General features: G+C 41.1%; 15 protein-coding genes and 1 other annotated feature. All 15 genes read left to right on the top strand.

The genetic code is table 11. The features are described from left to right. The first annotated feature begins 1 nt into the window (after position 1). The 15 genes from bhn_RS03500 (at position 2) to rpoB (ending at position 16,939) form a co-directional block, all read left to right on the top strand. A complete protein-coding gene (locus bhn_RS03500) occupies positions 2-1,540 on the top strand; it encodes a glycosyltransferase family 2 protein (RefSeq protein ID WP_071175388.1) in 1,539 nt (512 codons plus the stop codon). 4 nt (positions 1,541-1,544) lie between these two features. Further along, positions 1,545-2,282, top strand: a complete 738-nt coding sequence (locus bhn_RS03505; RefSeq protein WP_071175389.1) for a zinc ribbon domain-containing protein — start codon at positions 1,545-1,547, stop codon at positions 2,280-2,282. A 353-nt stretch (positions 2,283-2,635) separates the two neighbouring features. After that, a complete protein-coding gene (locus bhn_RS03510; RefSeq protein ID WP_071175390.1) occupies positions 2,636-2,971 on the top strand; it encodes a transcriptional regulator in 336 nt (111 codons plus the stop codon). Positions 2,972-3,091: 120 nt separating this feature from the next. Beyond that, positions 3,092-4,279, top strand: coding sequence for a UDP-galactopyranose mutase (glf, locus tag bhn_RS03515; protein WP_071175391.1), 1,188 nt, complete (start codon positions 3,092-3,094; stop codon positions 4,277-4,279). A 169-nt stretch (positions 4,280-4,448) separates the two neighbouring features. Beyond that, on the top strand, positions 4,449-5,753 hold the full coding sequence (fliD, locus tag bhn_RS03520) for a flagellar filament capping protein FliD (RefSeq protein WP_071175392.1): 1,305 nt from the start codon (positions 4,449-4,451) through the stop codon (positions 5,751-5,753). Positions 5,754-5,870: 117 nt separating this feature from the next. Then, the gene (locus bhn_RS03525; protein ID WP_071175393.1) at positions 5,871-7,745 is read left to right on the top strand and encodes a hypothetical protein; all 1,875 of its coding nucleotides are present in this window, start codon (positions 5,871-5,873) and stop codon (positions 7,743-7,745) included. Between the two features lie 122 nt (positions 7,746-7,867). Continuing rightward, a complete protein-coding gene (rpmG, locus tag bhn_RS03530) occupies positions 7,868-8,017 on the top strand; it encodes a 50S ribosomal protein L33 (RefSeq protein WP_013281689.1) in 150 nt (49 codons plus the stop codon). Positions 8,018-8,048: 31 nt separating this feature from the next. Further along, positions 8,049-8,327 carry a preprotein translocase subunit SecE gene (secE, locus tag bhn_RS16055; protein ID WP_083385679.1) on the top strand — a complete coding sequence of 93 codons (279 nt, stop codon included), beginning with the start codon at positions 8,049-8,051 and terminating at the stop codon, positions 8,325-8,327. A gap of 16 nt (positions 8,328-8,343) precedes the next feature. After that, positions 8,344-8,967, top strand: a complete 624-nt coding sequence (nusG, locus tag bhn_RS03540) for a transcription termination/antitermination protein NusG (protein WP_083385681.1) — start codon at positions 8,344-8,346, stop codon at positions 8,965-8,967. A gap of 126 nt (positions 8,968-9,093) precedes the next feature. Beyond that, on the top strand, positions 9,094-9,519 hold the full coding sequence (rplK, locus tag bhn_RS03545) for a 50S ribosomal protein L11 (RefSeq protein ID WP_071175394.1): 426 nt from the start codon (positions 9,094-9,096) through the stop codon (positions 9,517-9,519). Positions 9,520-9,532: 13 nt separating this feature from the next. Further along, positions 9,533-10,222: a 50S ribosomal protein L1 gene (gene rplA / locus bhn_RS03550; RefSeq protein ID WP_071175395.1), complete on the top strand. Its 690-nt coding sequence runs from the start codon at positions 9,533-9,535 to the stop codon at positions 10,220-10,222. Positions 10,223-10,294: 72 nt separating this feature from the next. Continuing rightward, positions 10,295-11,542, top strand: coding sequence for a CapA family protein (locus tag bhn_RS03555; protein ID WP_148661907.1), 1,248 nt, complete (start codon positions 10,295-10,297; stop codon positions 11,540-11,542). Between the two features lie 59 nt (positions 11,543-11,601). Next, positions 11,602-11,731 (top strand) — a sequence feature (ribosomal protein L10 leader region). Between the two features lie 23 nt (positions 11,732-11,754). Beyond that, complete coding sequence (gene rplJ / locus bhn_RS03560; RefSeq protein WP_071175397.1) at positions 11,755-12,330, top strand: 50S ribosomal protein L10; 576 nt, start codon at positions 11,755-11,757, stop codon at positions 12,328-12,330. Between the two features lie 71 nt (positions 12,331-12,401). Then, entirely contained in the window at positions 12,402-12,779 is a 378-nt protein-coding gene (rplL, locus tag bhn_RS03565; RefSeq protein WP_071175398.1) for a 50S ribosomal protein L7/L12, read from the top strand. 290 nt (positions 12,780-13,069) lie between these two features. After that, entirely contained in the window at positions 13,070-16,939 is a 3,870-nt protein-coding gene (rpoB, locus tag bhn_RS03570) for a DNA-directed RNA polymerase subunit beta (RefSeq protein ID WP_071175399.1), read from the top strand. The last annotated feature ends 2 nt before the right edge of the window (positions 16,940-16,941 follow it).

Below are 16,941 nucleotides of genomic sequence, written 5' to 3' on the forward strand. Positions count from 1 at the left end.
CATGTACGAAAAACTTGAGCAGCTTATTTCAGAGGGTGATTACAAGGAAGCTTTATACGAGTTTCAGGAGGAATACCAAAATATTGGCCTTCGCAGCGATGAAGATGCATCCAGATTGTGTGTATTGGAGGCGTCTATTTGGGAAGCTCTTGGAGATGGCATAGCTGAATTTGAAGCTATTGCTAAGGGTATGAGCTTTGATCAGACAAATTATGAGCTGTTCTACATGCTTGGCCTGTACTACCAGAACTTTAATATTGATAAGGCCTATCTATGCTATGAAATGGCTTTATTTTACTGTGATGTAGACAGCGATAGGGAAGTTATCGCTTCGACATTGCAGGAATTAAAAAAAGACACCAGAGTGCGCGTTCGTTGTGTAAGCGTTATGGTGCTCTCATATAATGATCTTGAATTATTAAAGATGTGCATTGACTCGGTTGAGAGGTCTCTTCCAAAGGAGAGCCTTGAGATTGTAGTGGTAGACAACGCTTCCACAGAGGAAGGCGTTCGCGAGTTTCTTAGAGAAAGAGCTGATAGTGCTGACTATAGTTTTAAGCTCATAGAAAATAGCGAGAATATGGGCTTTCCTGTTGGATGTAATCAGGGAGCTGACTGCTGCAATGAGGACAATGACATCTTTTTTTTGAACAACGATGCAGTTCTTACAACAAATGCTCTTTTCTGGCTGAGAATGGGGCTCTATGAAAATAGAAATGTGGGAGCCTGCAGTTCTTTATCTAATAGCGCTTCTTTGCAGGAAGTTGCGCCATCACTTCTTGATGAGTATGCGGGTCAGGAGCTTGACAATCTGTGGCACAAGAAGCTTGGTGTAACTAAGAGCTTTGAAATCTTTAGTAAATATGCCGCTGTAAATACCATTCCTATGTATTATCCCTATATCAAAAGGTTTAGGCTTACTGGCTTTGCACTTTTGGTTTCAAGAGACGCCTTGAAGGTGGTTGCTCCTGATAACAAGGTATTTGACGAGATATTTTCTCCTGGCTATTTTGAGGATGATGATCTTGGAATGAGGCTTGCCACAGCTTCTTTTGAACAATATCTGTGTACTAACAGCTTTATCTATCACAACGGTGGAAGCGGCTTTGAAGGGCACAATGATGCTATGGAAAGGAGCCGCCAGACCTTTATAGACAAGTGGGGCTTTGATATCTGGGGATTTTGCCTGCACTGGCAGGAGGCCTGCGACAAGATAGCAGATCTTTATGCAGAGAGAAAAGAGCCTCTTAAGATCCTTGATTTTAGCTGCAATTTCGGTGCTACTGGCTCGTATTTAAAGCACATGTTTCCGGATGTTTTTGTGGCTGGCGTTTGCGATAACTCTTTTGCTGCAGGTATTGCCAAAAATATTGTTGATGATGTGGTGTACGGAAACCTCAATACATCGAAGCTTCCCTGGAATGATCACTCATTTGACGTGGTGCTATTCGAGAGGGAAAAGGTCTGCAAGGTGAGGGCTTCACAATTTGTAAAAACAAGTGGTATCATTATAGACGATAGGGAAGAGGAAAGGGATTGAGTTTATGAGATGTCCAAATTGCAAGCAGACTCTTGCGGATAACATAAATACAAAGGTCAACTTTTGCCCATTCTGTGGCAAAAGACTATATGATACCAGTAAGCATTACCTCATGCACATTTACAGCATGGGCGCTGTAGATATGGCTCTTGGCAACATGCTCGTATTTATCGATGAGAGGCTTATGTATGAGGTCAAATCTGGAGATGGAATATTGATAGTTCTGGAGGCTGGATTCCACACTATTAAGTTCAGAGTTGGTGTGAGGAATAAATCTATTCAGATCCTTTTGGATGCTGACTTTGAGATCAAGGCCCACTTCAATACAGCCACAAGTCTTATTGAGACTATCGTCAATGAGATGGAAGGAACTGAGGATGGCCGCAACGCTGAGACTATCTCCAAGGAAGAGATCACTCAGCCTGTTATGATTTCAGAGACTGGCGAGAAGGGCTTTGAGACTGCTCTTGGAGATGATATGCCAGAGTATGAGTTCAAGGCTTCCAGTGGTTTGTTGGAAGGTGAGCTGAAGCTCTTTTCAGAGAGACTTGAATTTACTCCTGCAGGCGGTATGAAGAAGGAAACTTTGGACTACAAAAATATCGTTGCAGTTAATAGGAAAATGGGCACTATAGACGTTCAATGTGCAGGAAATGTGCATAAAGTTTATAGTATTCCGAAAGATATTTACAATGAAGTTATAGTATTTTTAACTAAAAAGATTGAAGAAGTGAAAAACTAATAACTAAATAACATACAGAAATACATGACAAACAGCACTTTTGTGCTGTTTGTTTTTTCGTCAATTGTTCAGATAATTCCCACGGTTCAAAGGTTAAGATTGGCTCTTGGTGGACGTAAAAAAGCATTTATTGTATCAATGAATTGTGAAGAATGTGTGAACACTTTCGCAAATTCTTGTTATCGATTGCAATTTCGTTAAAATGCCAAAAAACTGTAGTCAAACTCGATAAAATTTTATTGGAAAATTCCCCTAAAAAGTGAATGACGAAATAACGTCTATGTGGTAGACTTGTTTGTGCAAAAAGGTAAGATTATTTTTTGCAAGAAAAAAATAAGTAGGAGGATAGCGCTATGACAAAGGCAGAAATCTTAAAAAAAGAAATTCTACAGCAGTATAAGAGTGTCAGACAGTTCGCTTTAGATATGTCTATTCCATATAGTACACTTGTTACAGCATTAGATAGAGGAATCGAGGGTATGGCTTACGGAACAGTTATCAAGATGTGTGATCGTTTAAATCTTAATCCTGTTGATTTTTCTACTCTTGAGCAGGGTACAGACCTTGGTAAGAAGATTGTTGAGAATCGTGTAATGCAGCAGTATGTTAAGCTCAACAAGGTTGGACGTAAGAAGATCCTTGATATGATGGGTGATTTCTCTCAGCTTGATAAGTACCAGGCAGACTAATAGTACATTATCTATTTAAGGTATAAAAAGCCTCGCGGATTTGATATAATTAAATCCGCGGGCTATTTTTTTGCCTGAAAACAGACGGCGTAGACAATACGTCAATTTGGAGGTTTTTATATGAAATACGATTATCTGGTTGTTGGTGCGGGACTTTATGGCGCTGTCTTTGCCCATGAGAAAGCTAAGCAGGGCAAGAGCGTTCTGGTCATAGATAAAAGAGAGCATGTTGGAGGAAACATCTATACAGAGAACAGAATGGGGATAAATGTTCATATGTATGGTGCACATATCTTCCATACTTCTGACAAAGAGGTCTGGGACTATGTTAATAACTTTGCGGAGTTTAATAACTACATCAACAGTCCTGTTGCTGTTTATAAGGATGAGCTTTACAATCTTCCTTTTAATATGAACACATTTAGCAAGATGTGGAACATCAAGACTCCTGAAGAGGCTAAGGCTATCATTTCCAAGCAGGCCAATGAGGAGATTGAGAGAATGAAAGCGGAGAAAGGCACAGATTCTTTTACCGCAGATAATCTTGAAGAGCAGGCACTTAGCCTTGCTGGAAGAGATATCTATGAGAAGCTTGTTAAGGGCTACACTGAGAAACAATGGGGGAGAGACTGTAAGGAACTTCCAGCCTTTATCATCAAGAGACTTCCTATGAGATATATTTACGACAACAATTACTTTAATGATAGATATCAGGGAATTCCTATTGGAGGCTACACAGCACTTATTGAGAAGCTCCTTTTGATAGGAGAGGGAACAGAAAAGGTTTCAGGCAGCATCACTGTTAAGACAGGCATTGATTACTATGACTTTGTTAAGATCGAAGGAAACGTACCTGCACAGCCACTTTCATCAGTAAATGGCGATGAGTTTGATAATATGCTCTTTACAGGCATGATCGATGAGTTCTTTGGCTACAAGCTTGGAACTTTGGAATACAGATCACTTAGATTTGAGACAGAGGATCTTCCTGATGTTGATAACTACCAGGGCAATGCAGTTGTGAATTACACTGAGCGTGAGATCCCATATACAAGGATCATCGAGCACAAGCACTTTGAATATGGAAATGGTAAGGGCACTATCGTAACAAGAGAATATCCTGCAACATGGAAGCATGGCGATGAACCTTATTATCCAATGAATGATGAAAAGAATAATACTCTTTTTGCAAAGTATCTTGATCTTGCAAAGGAATATCCAAATATCCAGTTTGGCGGAAGACTTGGAGCTTACAAGTACTACAATATGGATCAGGTCATCAGAGCAGCGCTTGATATGGTTAAATAATTTATGTTTTTTTAATAACTTTTTGCTTTAATATTATTGACTTATTGCTTTCTTTAGTGAAAAATATAGGTAACTAAAAGTGTCTAATTGTACCCTGGCGCGATTGATGTCAAAGGATTGACAGAGAGAAAGGACTCGTGCATTATCAAGGAAGAAAGGAGGGGCGCATATGGCAGGCATTTCCATGAATGGTGTCTACAACCATTTCATACAAGATTATGTTTCTAAAGATGTGACACAGGCTGATGCCCATCGAAAAGATGAGCTTCGGGATGTGTATAAGTCGATTGCAAAAATCAATAAAAAATCCCCTCTTTATCTACTTACAGATGATGATGCTTCGCGCAATGATGCGATTGATATAAAGGAACGTGCAAGGCTACTTCAGGGCAATATATTTAGTTTAAGTAACCAGGACGATAAGTCTTCACTTAATCATACTTCTGCATTTACTACAGATGAGCAGAAGGTTACTGCTTCTTATATTGGCAAGACTCCTGATGCTGATGTTAATGGCTCGGGCTTTGATATTGAAGTAACGCAACTTGCAGCCAGCCAGGTAAATAGAGGAAAAGCACTTCCTAGGGAGTCTACATCAGTTCTTGCTCCTGACAGTTATGCATTTGATGTCAAGCTGGATGATCAGGAATTTGAGTTCCAGTTCAGCATTTATCAGACTGATCGTAATTCGGATGTCTTTGATAAGTTGGAGAAGCTGATCAATAAAGCAGGCATAGGTATTTTTGCTGAAGTAATAGATGCAGGTGAAGGAAGAAGCGCTCTTCAGATATCAAGTACCAGAACAGGACTTAAGAGCGGAGCTATCAGCCAGTTTGAAATATACGAAACATCCGGTGAACTTGCAAAGGGCTCAGTAGAAGCACTTGGACTTGACAGGGTTTCAGCTCCTGCAGCAAATGCTCACTTTACACTTAATGGTGAGCCTAAGACAGCAGTCTCTAATCATTTTACTGTTGGCGGCAAGTTTGATATTCAGGTCAATGAACTTACAGAGGAGCCTATACATGTAGGTGTCAGAAGGGATAACGAAGCACTTGTTAAGCATGTTACAGCTCTTATTGATAACTATAACAGCTTTGTTCTTGATACCGGCGATTATACGGATGAGAAGTTCAAGGGTGACAAGCTCAAGAGCGAAGCTATCGGAATCGCAAGACAGTGCCTGTCAGGTATTGAAGATATAGGAATTAAGCTTGAAGCGAATGGAACAGTATCGGTCGATAAAGAACTTTTAGGACAGACAGTTGCCAGCACCCAGAGTGATGAGTCCCTTGCCCCTGTCAGAAAGTTTGCAGATGCACTTATTGCAAAAGCTAAGGACATAGCAGTTGATCCTATGAAGTATGTAGATAGGCCGGTTGTTAATTACAAGAATCCTGACAGTAAGGATAATACAGCATCTCCTTATATTACCAGTGAATATTCTGGAATGATGTTCAATAATTATTGTTGAACACTGTTCGGTTATCATGTGGCCACATGATAACTTGAAATATATATAAGAAGCGGCGCACCATTTTTGTGTGCCGCTTCTTTGCGTTATATGAAGGGTTTGGTATAATAGATCATTATGATCACATTTTTTATTACATTCATAGCGCTCTTTTTGGGTAGCGCTCTTATCTCAATAAGATATAAACAGATTCTTGGGGATGCCATAGCTCTTTGCACAGCAGGACTTATCCTTGTTTTATATGTCCTTGCATTTTTTAGAGGCATGAAGTTTATCGGAGTGCTGGCTTTTCTTTTTTGTGCTGCTTTTGGCGTGCTTCTTTTTAGAATGGACAAGGCAGGGAGAAGTGACCTGGTAAAAGAGCTGGGAAGGACCCTTGCAGATCCTACTAACTTTATGCTTATACTGGCTCTTGTTTTGGTGACTGTAATGACTTTGGAAACACCATTTACCTGGTGGGATGATATCAATTTCTGGTCATCTGATGCCAAGCAGCTCTTTTTCATGAACGGCTTTCCTGGAAAATACGGAAATGTTTCACCTGAGTTTGGGGATTATCCCCCAGTAACATCTATCTTTAAATGGCTCTTTTTACAGCTTGGAATGAAGGAGTACAGGGAGAGCCTTCAGTTTGCGGGATATTTTGCATTAAATGCTTTGTTTTTGATGCCGCTTTTTGGCAGAATCAAAAAGACTGGACTTGGCACGGCAGTCAATGTGCTGGGGTTTGTGGTTGTTATGATGCTTCCTGGTGTATTTAATGGAATCATCTATTATGGAACACCGGCAGACATCACCATGGGAATAATTTATGGCGCGCTTCTTCTTACAATGATCGAAGGTAAGTATGGCAGCGATTCATTATTATATGTAAAGATCGCAGCTTTTACAGCAGTTCTTTTTCTGACAAAGTCTGTGGGAGTTGAGTGGGCGGTGTTTGCACTTATCTTCTATATTTTAATCTGCAAGAAAGACAAAAAGATATTCGGCGCCGCTGCTTTTAGCGGAATAACTTACGGCAGCTGGCTTGTCTTTTGTCTGATCAATAGAAGGGTTGCTAAGCTCACAGGCGCAGGTCTCAAGATGGCAACGTCAGGAACCTACACTGCACCACAGAATGCGGCTGATAAGGCGAGATTTTTTGCAGAGGGATTTCTTACAATGCCTATGCATGCCGACAGAAACCTGACTTTTGATATTTCTGTTTGCGCTGGCGTAGTGATACTATTTGCTTTTTTATTCGTTCTTTATTATAAGAAGCTCATGGACATTTCAGAGATCAAGAAAGTTGGAGCATTTCTTATAGTTACCGGACTTATTACTTATGGAATTATTTTCCTGGCACATATTTCAATCTTCCAGACTGAGGATCAGTACCTTGATGCCTATGCCATGGCTGTGTCCATGGGAAGATACGGCTTTCCTTTCCTTTTTGGAGGATATTACCTTTTGATGGGAACTCTTTTTTCAAGGCTTGAAGAGGTTCAGGAAAAGAAATTTAAAATGATCGCCGCTACTGTAACTTTTGCATTTGTTCTTTTAACAGCGGATTATGCCGGAATTTACAAGCACTTAAGCGGATATAGAAAAGATGTGTCTGAGAATAATGCATATAATCATGATATGGTAGGGGATGACGGCAGGATAATTGTGGATAAAGTCCTTAGAGATAAGTCTCTTTGGGGAAAAAGAGTTCTGATCATCAGAGATGGTCACACTTATCACTGGGTACATGATACTTATATCAGTAAAGAGGCTTCACCTGTTGCACTTGTCTATGACTCTTTTAAGGCAGAGGAAGATAGCAGCGATACGATGATGCAAAAGATAATTTCTGATCACGCTTCATATATTTATGTGGAAGATGAAGATAATTTATCTAAGGAACTTTTTGCTCCTCTTATGAGTGCCGGACAGGATTTTGAACCTGGAGAAATATATGAGGTCAATTGGAATAATGGCGGTATTTTGCTTTCAAAAAAAACTAATTGACGAAGAAGTTTGTCTATGTTATAGTAGACAGGCGACATGAGATTTACGTCTTTTTTTTATGCAAAAATTTAGTAAAAAATGGCGTGAATTTAAAGTGATAATAACACGCCGGAGGTGAGATAATGCGTACAAGAATTACATTAGCATGTACAGATTGTAAGAATCGTAACTATGACACAACAAAGGATAAGAAGACACATCCTGATCGTGTTGAGATGAAGAAGTACTGCCCATTCTGCAAGAAGCACACATTACACAAGGAAACAAAGTAATTTCATCCTTTATTGGAGGGAGACTACAGGTATGGAAGAAACCAAGGTAGTAGATAACGAGTCTAAGGCTTCTAAGAGCAGTTCTACAAAGAAAAAGAAGGAGAATGTTTTTGTTGCTACATTTAACAAGATCAAGAACTTCTTTGTAGGCGTTAAGGCTGAGTTCGGTAAGATAATTTGGCCTACCAAGGACGATATGGTTAAGCAGACAACTGCTGTTGTGATCGTATCTGTCATTTGCTGCGCTTTGATTGCTGTATTAGACTATGTGTTTGGATATGGAATGAATATCATTACATCTATATTCTAAGTTAAAAGGAGATAATATGTCTGAAGAAATGGAAAAGGCTTTAGAATCTGATGAGGTATTATCAGAGGCAGAGGCTCCTATAACTGAGGGAGAAACTGCTGCAGCGGAAGCTAAGGCTAATGAAAACGCTCATTGGTACGTTGTTCATACATATTCTGGATATGAGAACAAAGTAAAGGACAATCTTGAGAGCGCAATCGTCAACAGACACCTTGAGGATCAGATTTTTGAAGTTCGTGTTCCTCTTCAGGACGTTGTCGAGGTTAAGAATGGTGTTCGTAAGAATGTTCAGAGAAAGTTGTTCCCAGGTTATGTTCTTGTTAACATGGATATGAATGATGAGACTTGGTATGTAGTTCGTAATACACGTGGCGTAACAGGTTTCGTTGGACCTGGAAGCAAACCAGTACCTCTTACAGATGCTGAGATTAAGCCTCTCGGAATCAAGACAGATACAATTTCTGTTGATTTCGGTGTTGGCGATGAGATTGCAGTAATCGCAGGCGTTTGGAAAGATACAGCTGGCGTTGTTCAGAGAATGGACTTCGGTAAGCAGACTGCTACAATCAATGTAGATCTGTTTGGCCGTGAAACACCAGTTGAGATCAGCTTTGCTGAAGTTAGAAAGATAGAATCATAAGATTTGATATTTGGACGCGAGAGCGTTTGAATATATAGCAGCTTATAGCTGCACGTAACCGCTGAGTGGGAGCGTTACACGATTTTGTAGTAGCGCGCCGACCACATATTTTCAGGAGGTGCCATAATGGCAAAGAAAGTCGAAGGATACATTAAGTTACAGATCCAGGCTGGTAAAGCAACACCAGCACCACCAGTTGGACCAGCACTTGGTCAGCATGGTGTAAACATCGTTGAATTCACAAAGCAGTTCAACGCACAGACAGCAGATAAGGGTGATCTTATCATCCCTGTTGTTATCACAGTTTATGCAGACAGAAGTTTCACATTCATCACAAAGACTCCACCAGCTGCAGTTCTTCTTAAAAAGGCAGCTAAGATCCAGAAGGGTTCTGGAGTTCCTAACAAGACTAAGGTTGCAACAATTTCTAAGGAAGAGATTAGAAAGATTGCAGAGACAAAGATGCCTGACCTTAATGCTGTTGACATCGAGGGTGCTATGAGCATGATCGCTGGTACAGCACGTAGTATGGGTATTGTAGTAGAAGACTGATGGAGGATGAGAGATGAAACACGGAAAGAAATACGTAGAAGCTGCTAAGCTTATCGATAAGACTCAGCAGTATGAAGCCGCTGATGCAATAGCTCTTGTTAAGAAGTCAGCTACTGCAAAGTTTGACGAGACAGTTGAACTTCACATCAGAACAGGTTGTGACAGCCGTCACGCTGATCAGCAGATCAGAGGCGCTGTAGTACTTCCAAACGGCACAGGTAAGACAGTTAAGGTTCTTGTATTCGCTAAGGGTACAAAGCTTGATGAGGCTCAGGCAGCTGGCGCAGATTACGTTGGCGGTGAGGACCTTATTCCAAAGATTCAGAACGAAGGATGGCTTGATTTTGACGTTGTAGTTGCTACACCTGATATGATGGGTGTTGTAGGACGTCTTGGTAAGGTACTTGGTCCTAAGGGACTTATGCCAAACCCTAAGGCTGGTACAGTTACTATGGATGTAACAAAGGCTGTTAACGATATCAAGGCTGGTAAGATTGAGTACAGACTTGATAAGGCTAACATCATCCACGTTCCAGTTGGAAAGGCTTCTTTCACAGAGGAGCAGCTCGAGCAGAACTTCAACGCACTTATGGATGCTATCACAAAGGCTAAACCAGCATCTGTAAAGGGTCAGTACCTCAAGAGCATCACTCTTGCTACAACAATGGGCCCTGGTGTAAAGGTTGTTTCTAACAAGTATTAATTTGCATAAAATGTAAATTTGAGAAGCAAGTCGTTTATCGACTTGCTTCTTTTTTATGTTATACTGTTTTCTATGAGAAATAGTGGTAAAAGAGAAGTTAATAATGGTGTTTTGGCTGTCAGAGTCTTTATTTTGACGTTGTCGATAGTTCTTTTTGCTGGAATCCTTGGGATTCTCGTGATCAAGAAGATAAATGATTCGACTCAGGGCGGAGGAGTGAAGCTGGTAAGTGGATGGGAAGACATTCCAGAAGCAAGTACAGCTCCAAATGCAGCGGTTGATAGTGAGGAAGGCGCAAAGAGAGCAGCAATCATATATGAAGGCGATGAGGATTATACACATGTAATCGCTGCGGCGGATGATGATACTGTAACTATCGGATTTGCTGGTGATATTCTTTTTGATGATAACTATGCAGTTGGCGATGCTTTTGCAAGAGCAGGGAATACAGCTGTTGGTGTAGTTGGAAGTAGCCTTCTTGAAAAGATGCAGGGTGTTGATATCATGATGGTCAACAACGAGTTTCCATATTCTAATGGAGGAACTCCTACTGCAGGTAAGACCTATACATTCAGGGCAAGACCTGAGACAGCTTCTATATTAAATGATATGGGCGTAGATATAGTTGGACTTGCCAATAATCATGCATATGATTATGGAGAACAGGCTCTTTTAGATACGTTTACAACTGTTAATGATGCTGGGATTGTGTATGCTGGAGCTGGCAAAAATCTTGATGAAGCTTCACATCCTGTATATTACATCACTGACAGTGGCATGAAGATTGCAATCATCTGTGCTACACAGATTGAAAGACTTGATAATCCTGATACCAAGGGCGCTACAGAGACTAGCGCAGGCGTATTTAGATGCTTTGATGATTCGCTTTTGCTGGATAGAGTAAGAGAAGCAAGAGAAAAGAATGCCTATGTTATAGTCTTTATCCACTGGGGAACAGAGAGTACATCTGAAGTTGATTATCTTCAGACTGATCAGGCAAAAGAAATTACAGATGCAGGAGCAAATCTTATTATAGGAGCGCATCCACACGTGCTTCAAAAGATTGATTATGTAAATGGAGTTCCTGTTGTATATAGCCTTGGAAATTATATCTTTAATTCTAAGACGATTGATACAGGAATGATGGTAGCAACTCTTCACAAAAATGGATCAGTGAACCTACAGTTTGTACCTGCAATTCAAAGTGGATGTAGCGTATATGAAGCTGTAGGTGATGAGAAGATGAGAGTGCTTAATGAGATGGCTGGAATGTCACCAGGAATAGTACTTGATTCTAACGGATATATCAGTCCTAGATAAAATAATAAAATAATGTTGACAAGTATATGTGTTTGTGATATCTTTACTAAGGTCGTCTGAAAAAGACAGACAACCGTCCGAAGACAGTAGGTGTTCGTAAGAACATAATGATGATCCGCCTACCGAGGAAAAGTTATTATTTAGACTTTTTGCCTCTCGATGTCTTCGAGGGGCTTTTTTTTCGGCGGTTAATTCTATAAGGAGGTAAGAAGATGGCAAAGGTTGAATTAAAAAAGCCTGTAGTTGATGAGATTTCAGAGAAGATTAAAGACGCACAGGCTGTCGTACTTGTAGATCACCGTGGACTTACAGTAGCACAGGATACTGAGCTTCGTAAGAAACTTCGTGCAGAAGGCGTAACATATAAGGTTTACAAGAATACGATGATGAACTTCGCATTCAAGGGAACAGATTTCGAGCAGCTTAAGGATCTCCTTAATGGTCCTAGCGCAATGGCTGTTTCAACAACAGATCCAGCTGCACCAGCTCGTGTACTTTACGAGTTTGCTAAAACTGCTAAGGCTCTTGAGATTAAGGGTGGTGTTATAGAAGGTAAGTACTATGACGCTGACGCTATGACAGAAATCGCTACAATCCCTTCAAAGGAAGTTCTTCTTTCCAAGTTGCTTGGCTCTATGCAGTCACCTATCACAAACTTCGCTCGTGTTATTAAGCAGATCGCAGAGAAGAATGGTGAGGAAGCTCCAGCAGCAGAGGAAGCTCCAGCTGAGACAGCTGAGGCACCAGCAACTGAAGAAGTTGCAGCAGAAGCACCTGCAGCAGAGTAATCTGATCGCACTGAGTGCTTAAAGTAATGAAAACAAAAATTTATTGATTATACTATACGGAGGTATATAAAATGGCAAAGTTATCTACAGCAGAAATTATTGATGCTATCAAAGAGTTAACAGTTCTTGAGTTAAATGATCTCGTAAAGGCTTGCGAGGAAGAGTTCGGCGTATCTGCAGCAGCAGGCGTTGTAGTTGCAGCAGCAGGTGCTGGCGCAGCAGCAGCAGGCGAGGAGAAGTCTGAGTTCAACGTAGAGCTTACAGAAGTAGGTCCTAACAAGGTTAAGGTTATCAAGGTTGTTCGTGAGATCACAGGTCTTGGACTTAAGGAAGCAAAGGATCTCGTTGATGGCGCTCCTAAGATGGTTAAGGAAGGCGCAGCTAAGGCTGAGGCTGATGACATCAAGGCTAAGCTTGAGGCTGAGGGTGCTAAGATCACTCTTAAGTAATTTTGATTACTTCAAAGACAAGCAGATAAATAATGAAAGAGGCAGATGTAAGTTTACTTACATGTCTGCCTCTTTTTTATTTATATATTTGGTGCGAAGCGCCAAATGAGAAAATGCGGAGCATTTTCGAGTCTGATTGTTTTTTATAAAAAGTTCTTGACACGGAATTTAGTTAGATGTAAGATGGATAATGCACTATTGTGGTGTGGTGGGCTTTTTTGCGCTCTTTTTTCTGTGCAAAAAAATCCGTATTACCACTACGAAAATATTTAAGAACGGGGTGAATGTCAATGGAAAAAAACAGATTACATCCTACCGGCTCTGGTAAAAACATACGTATGAGTTTCCAGCGCCAGAAGGAAGTCCTGGAGATGCCAAACCTGATCGAAGTTCAGAAGAACTCTTATCAATGGTTTCTTGACGAAGGCTTAAAAGAAGTCTTTGACGATATCTCTCCTATTGAAGATTACAGTGGCAAGCTCAGTTTGGAATTTGTTGATTTCAAGCTTTGCGAGGATGAGATTGACAAGAACAAGAATACAATTGAGAAGTGCAAAGAAAGAGACGCTACTTTCGCTGCACCTTTAAAGGTTAAGGTTCGTCTTCATAATAAAGAGAAAGACGAGATTACAGAACATGAGATTTTCATGGGCGATCTTCCTCTTATGACAGCAACTGGTACCTTTGTTATCAACGGAGCTGAAAGAGTTATTGTCAGCCAGTTGGTTCGTTCACCCGGTATCTATTATGATATTACATATGATAAGATCGGTAAGGAACTCATTGCATGTACTGTTATCCCTAACAGAGGAGCTTGGCTCGAGTATGAGACAGACTCTAATGACGTGTTCTATGCAAGAGTAGACAGAACCAGAAAGGTTCCTGTAACTGTACTCATCAGAGCACTTGGTATTGGTACAAATGAGGAAATTCTTGAACTCTTTGGTGATGAGCCTAAGATTCAGGGAAGCTTTTCTAAGGATTCTTCGACAGATTATCAGAGCGGTCTTCTTGAACTTTACAGAAAGATCCGTCCTGGTGAGCCACTTTCAGTTGAGAGTGCGGAGAGTCTTATTAATGCTATGTTCTTTGACGCTAGAAGATATGATCTTGCTAAGGTCGGAAGATATAAGTTCAATAAGAAGCTTCATTTCAAGAATCGTATTAGCGGACATGTTCTTGCAGAGGATGTTGTTGATGAGACAACAGGCGAGATGATCGCATCAGCTGGTACTAAGGTTGATCGTGCACTCGCTACTGAGATTCAGAACAGTGCTATCCCTTACGTACTTATTCAGGGTGAAGAGCGCAACATCAAAGTTCTTTCTAATATGATGGTTGATATCACACACTTTATCGAGTGTGATCCAGAGCAGCTCGGAATCAACGAGGACGTATACTATCCTGTTCTTAAGGAAATTCTTGAAGAGTACTCAGCCAAGAATGATCCTGAAGGACTTGCAGAGACAATCAAGAAGCGTGTACATGATCTTATTCCTAAGCACATTACTAAGGAAGATATCATTGCTTCTATTAACTATAACATCCATGTTGAATATGGAATTGGTAACGATGACGATATCGACCACTTAGGTAACAGACGTATCCGTTGCGTAGGTGAGCTTCTTCAGAACCAGTATCGTATCGGTTTATCAAGACTTGAGAGAGTTGTACGTGAGAGAATGACTACTCACGATACAGAGGAAGTTTCTCCTCAGTCTCTGATCAACATCAAACCTGTACAGGCTGCAGTAAAGGAGTTCTTCGGATCTTCACAGCTTTCACAGTTTATGGATCAGAACAACCCTCTTGGTGAGCTTACACATAAGAGACGTCTTTCAGCACTTGGTCCTGGCGGTCTTTCAAGAGATAGAGCCGGATTCGAGGTTCGAGACGTACACTATACACACTATGGACGTATGTGCCCTATCGAGACACCTGAAGGACCTAACATCGGTCTTATCAACTCACTTGCAAGCTATGCAAGAGTTAATGATTATGGTTTCGTAGAGGCTCCATATCGTAAGGTTGACCAGTCTGACCCTGAGAATCCAAGGGTAACAGATGAGGTTGAGTACCTTACAGCAGATGAAGAGGATAATTACCATGTAGCTCAGGCTAATACTCCTCTCGATGAGAACGGATACTTCAAGAAGAATTCTGTATCTGGTCGTTACAGAGAAGAGACATCAGCTTATCCTAAGACAGCATTTGAGTACATGGACGTATCTCCTAGAATGGTATTCTCAGTTGCTACAGCACTTATCCCATTCCTTGAGAACGACGATGCTAACCGTGCGCTGATGGGATCAAACATGCAGCGTCAGGCCGTACCTCTTCTTACAACTGAAGCTCCTGCAGTAGGAACTGGCATGGAGCGCAAGGCAGCTGTTGACTCAGGTGTTTGCGTTGTTGCTAGAAAAGCTGGAACTGTTGATTTCGTTGACAGTAAGCTTATTCAGATGACATATGATGATGGTGAGAAGGAAGAGTTCCACCTTATTAAGTTCCAGAGATCTAACCAGAGTAACTGCTACAATCAGAGACCTATCGTATTCAAGGGTGATCATGTAGAAGCTGGTCAGGTTATCGCAGATGGACCTTCTACTTCACAGGGAGAACTTGGTCTTGGTAAGAACCCTCTTATCGGTTTCATGACATGGGAAGGTTACAACTACGAGGATGCTGTTCTTCTTTCAGAGAGACTTGTTCGTGATGATGTTTATACATCAGTACATATTGAAGAATACGAGGCAGAAGCTCGTGAGACTAAGCTCGGACCAGAAGAGATCACTCGTGATGTTCCTGGCGTAGGTGATGATGCACTCAAGGATCTTGATGATCGTGGTATCATTCGTATCGGTGCTGAGGTTCGTGCTGGTGATATTCTTGTAGGTAAGGTTACTCCTAAGGGAGAGACAGAACTTACAGCAGAAGAGAGACTCCTTAGAGCTATCTTCGGTGAGAAGGCTAGAGAGGTACGTGATACATCTCTTAAGGTTCCTCACGGCGAATATGGTATCGTAGTTGATGCTAAGGTATTTACAAGAGATAACGGCGATGAGCTTTCACCTGGTGTAAATCAGGCAGTTCGTATCTATATCGCACAGAAGAGAAAAATTTCTGTTGGTGATAAGATGGCTGGTCGTCATGGTAACAAGGGTGTCGTTTCACGTGTACTTCCTATTGAAGATATGCCATATCTTCCAAATGGTAGACCACTTGATATCGTACTTAACCCTCTCGGCGTTCCTTCCCGTATGAATATCGGTCAGGTCCTCGAGATTCACCTTTCTCTTGCAGCTAAGGCTCTTGGATTTAACGTAGCAACACCTATCTTTGATGGTGCAAACGAGATAGATATTCAGGATACTCTTGAGATGGCTAACGATTACGTTAACAGCTCATGGGAAGACTTCGAGAAGAAGTATAAGGATCTTGTACTTCCTGAGATCATGGATTACCTCTATGAGAACAGAGATCACAGAGAACTCTGGAAGGGTGTTCCTATCAGATCAGACGGAAAGGTACAGCTCCGTGATGGTAGAACAGGTCAGAAGTTCGATGGCCCAACAACTATTGGACACATGCATTACCTCAAACTCCATCACCTTGTAGATGATAAGATCCACGCTCGTTCAACTGGTCCTTACTCATTAGTAACACAGCAGCCTCTGGGTGGTAAAGCTCAGTTCGGTGGACAGCGTTTCGGAGAAATGGAAGTTTGGGCACTTGAAGCTTACGGTGCAGCTTATACACTTCAGGAAATCCTTACAGTTAAGTCTGATGACGTTGTAGGACGTGTTAAGACTTACGAAGCAATCATTAAGGGTGATAACATTCCTGAACCTGGTGTTCCAGAAAGCTTTAAGGTTCTTCTTAAGGAGCTCCAGTCACTTGGACTTGATATTAAAGTTCTTCGTGAAGACAATACAGAAGTTGAAATTATGGAAAGCGTTGATTATACAGATTCTGATTATCGCTATGAGATCGAAGGCGATACATCAGGACGCGATTACAATCAGGAATCTTTCGCTGCTAACGGATATACAGAGCAGAGCTTTAATGAAGATGGCGAGCTTGTAGCAGATGAGAGCGACGCTGATGGCTTTGATGAGGAAGGTTTCGACGATTTTGACGAATCATCCGATGAAGAGTAATT

This window comes from Butyrivibrio hungatei (assembly GCF_001858005.1).
Classification (GTDB): domain Bacteria; phylum Bacillota; class Clostridia; order Lachnospirales; family Lachnospiraceae; genus Butyrivibrio; species Butyrivibrio hungatei.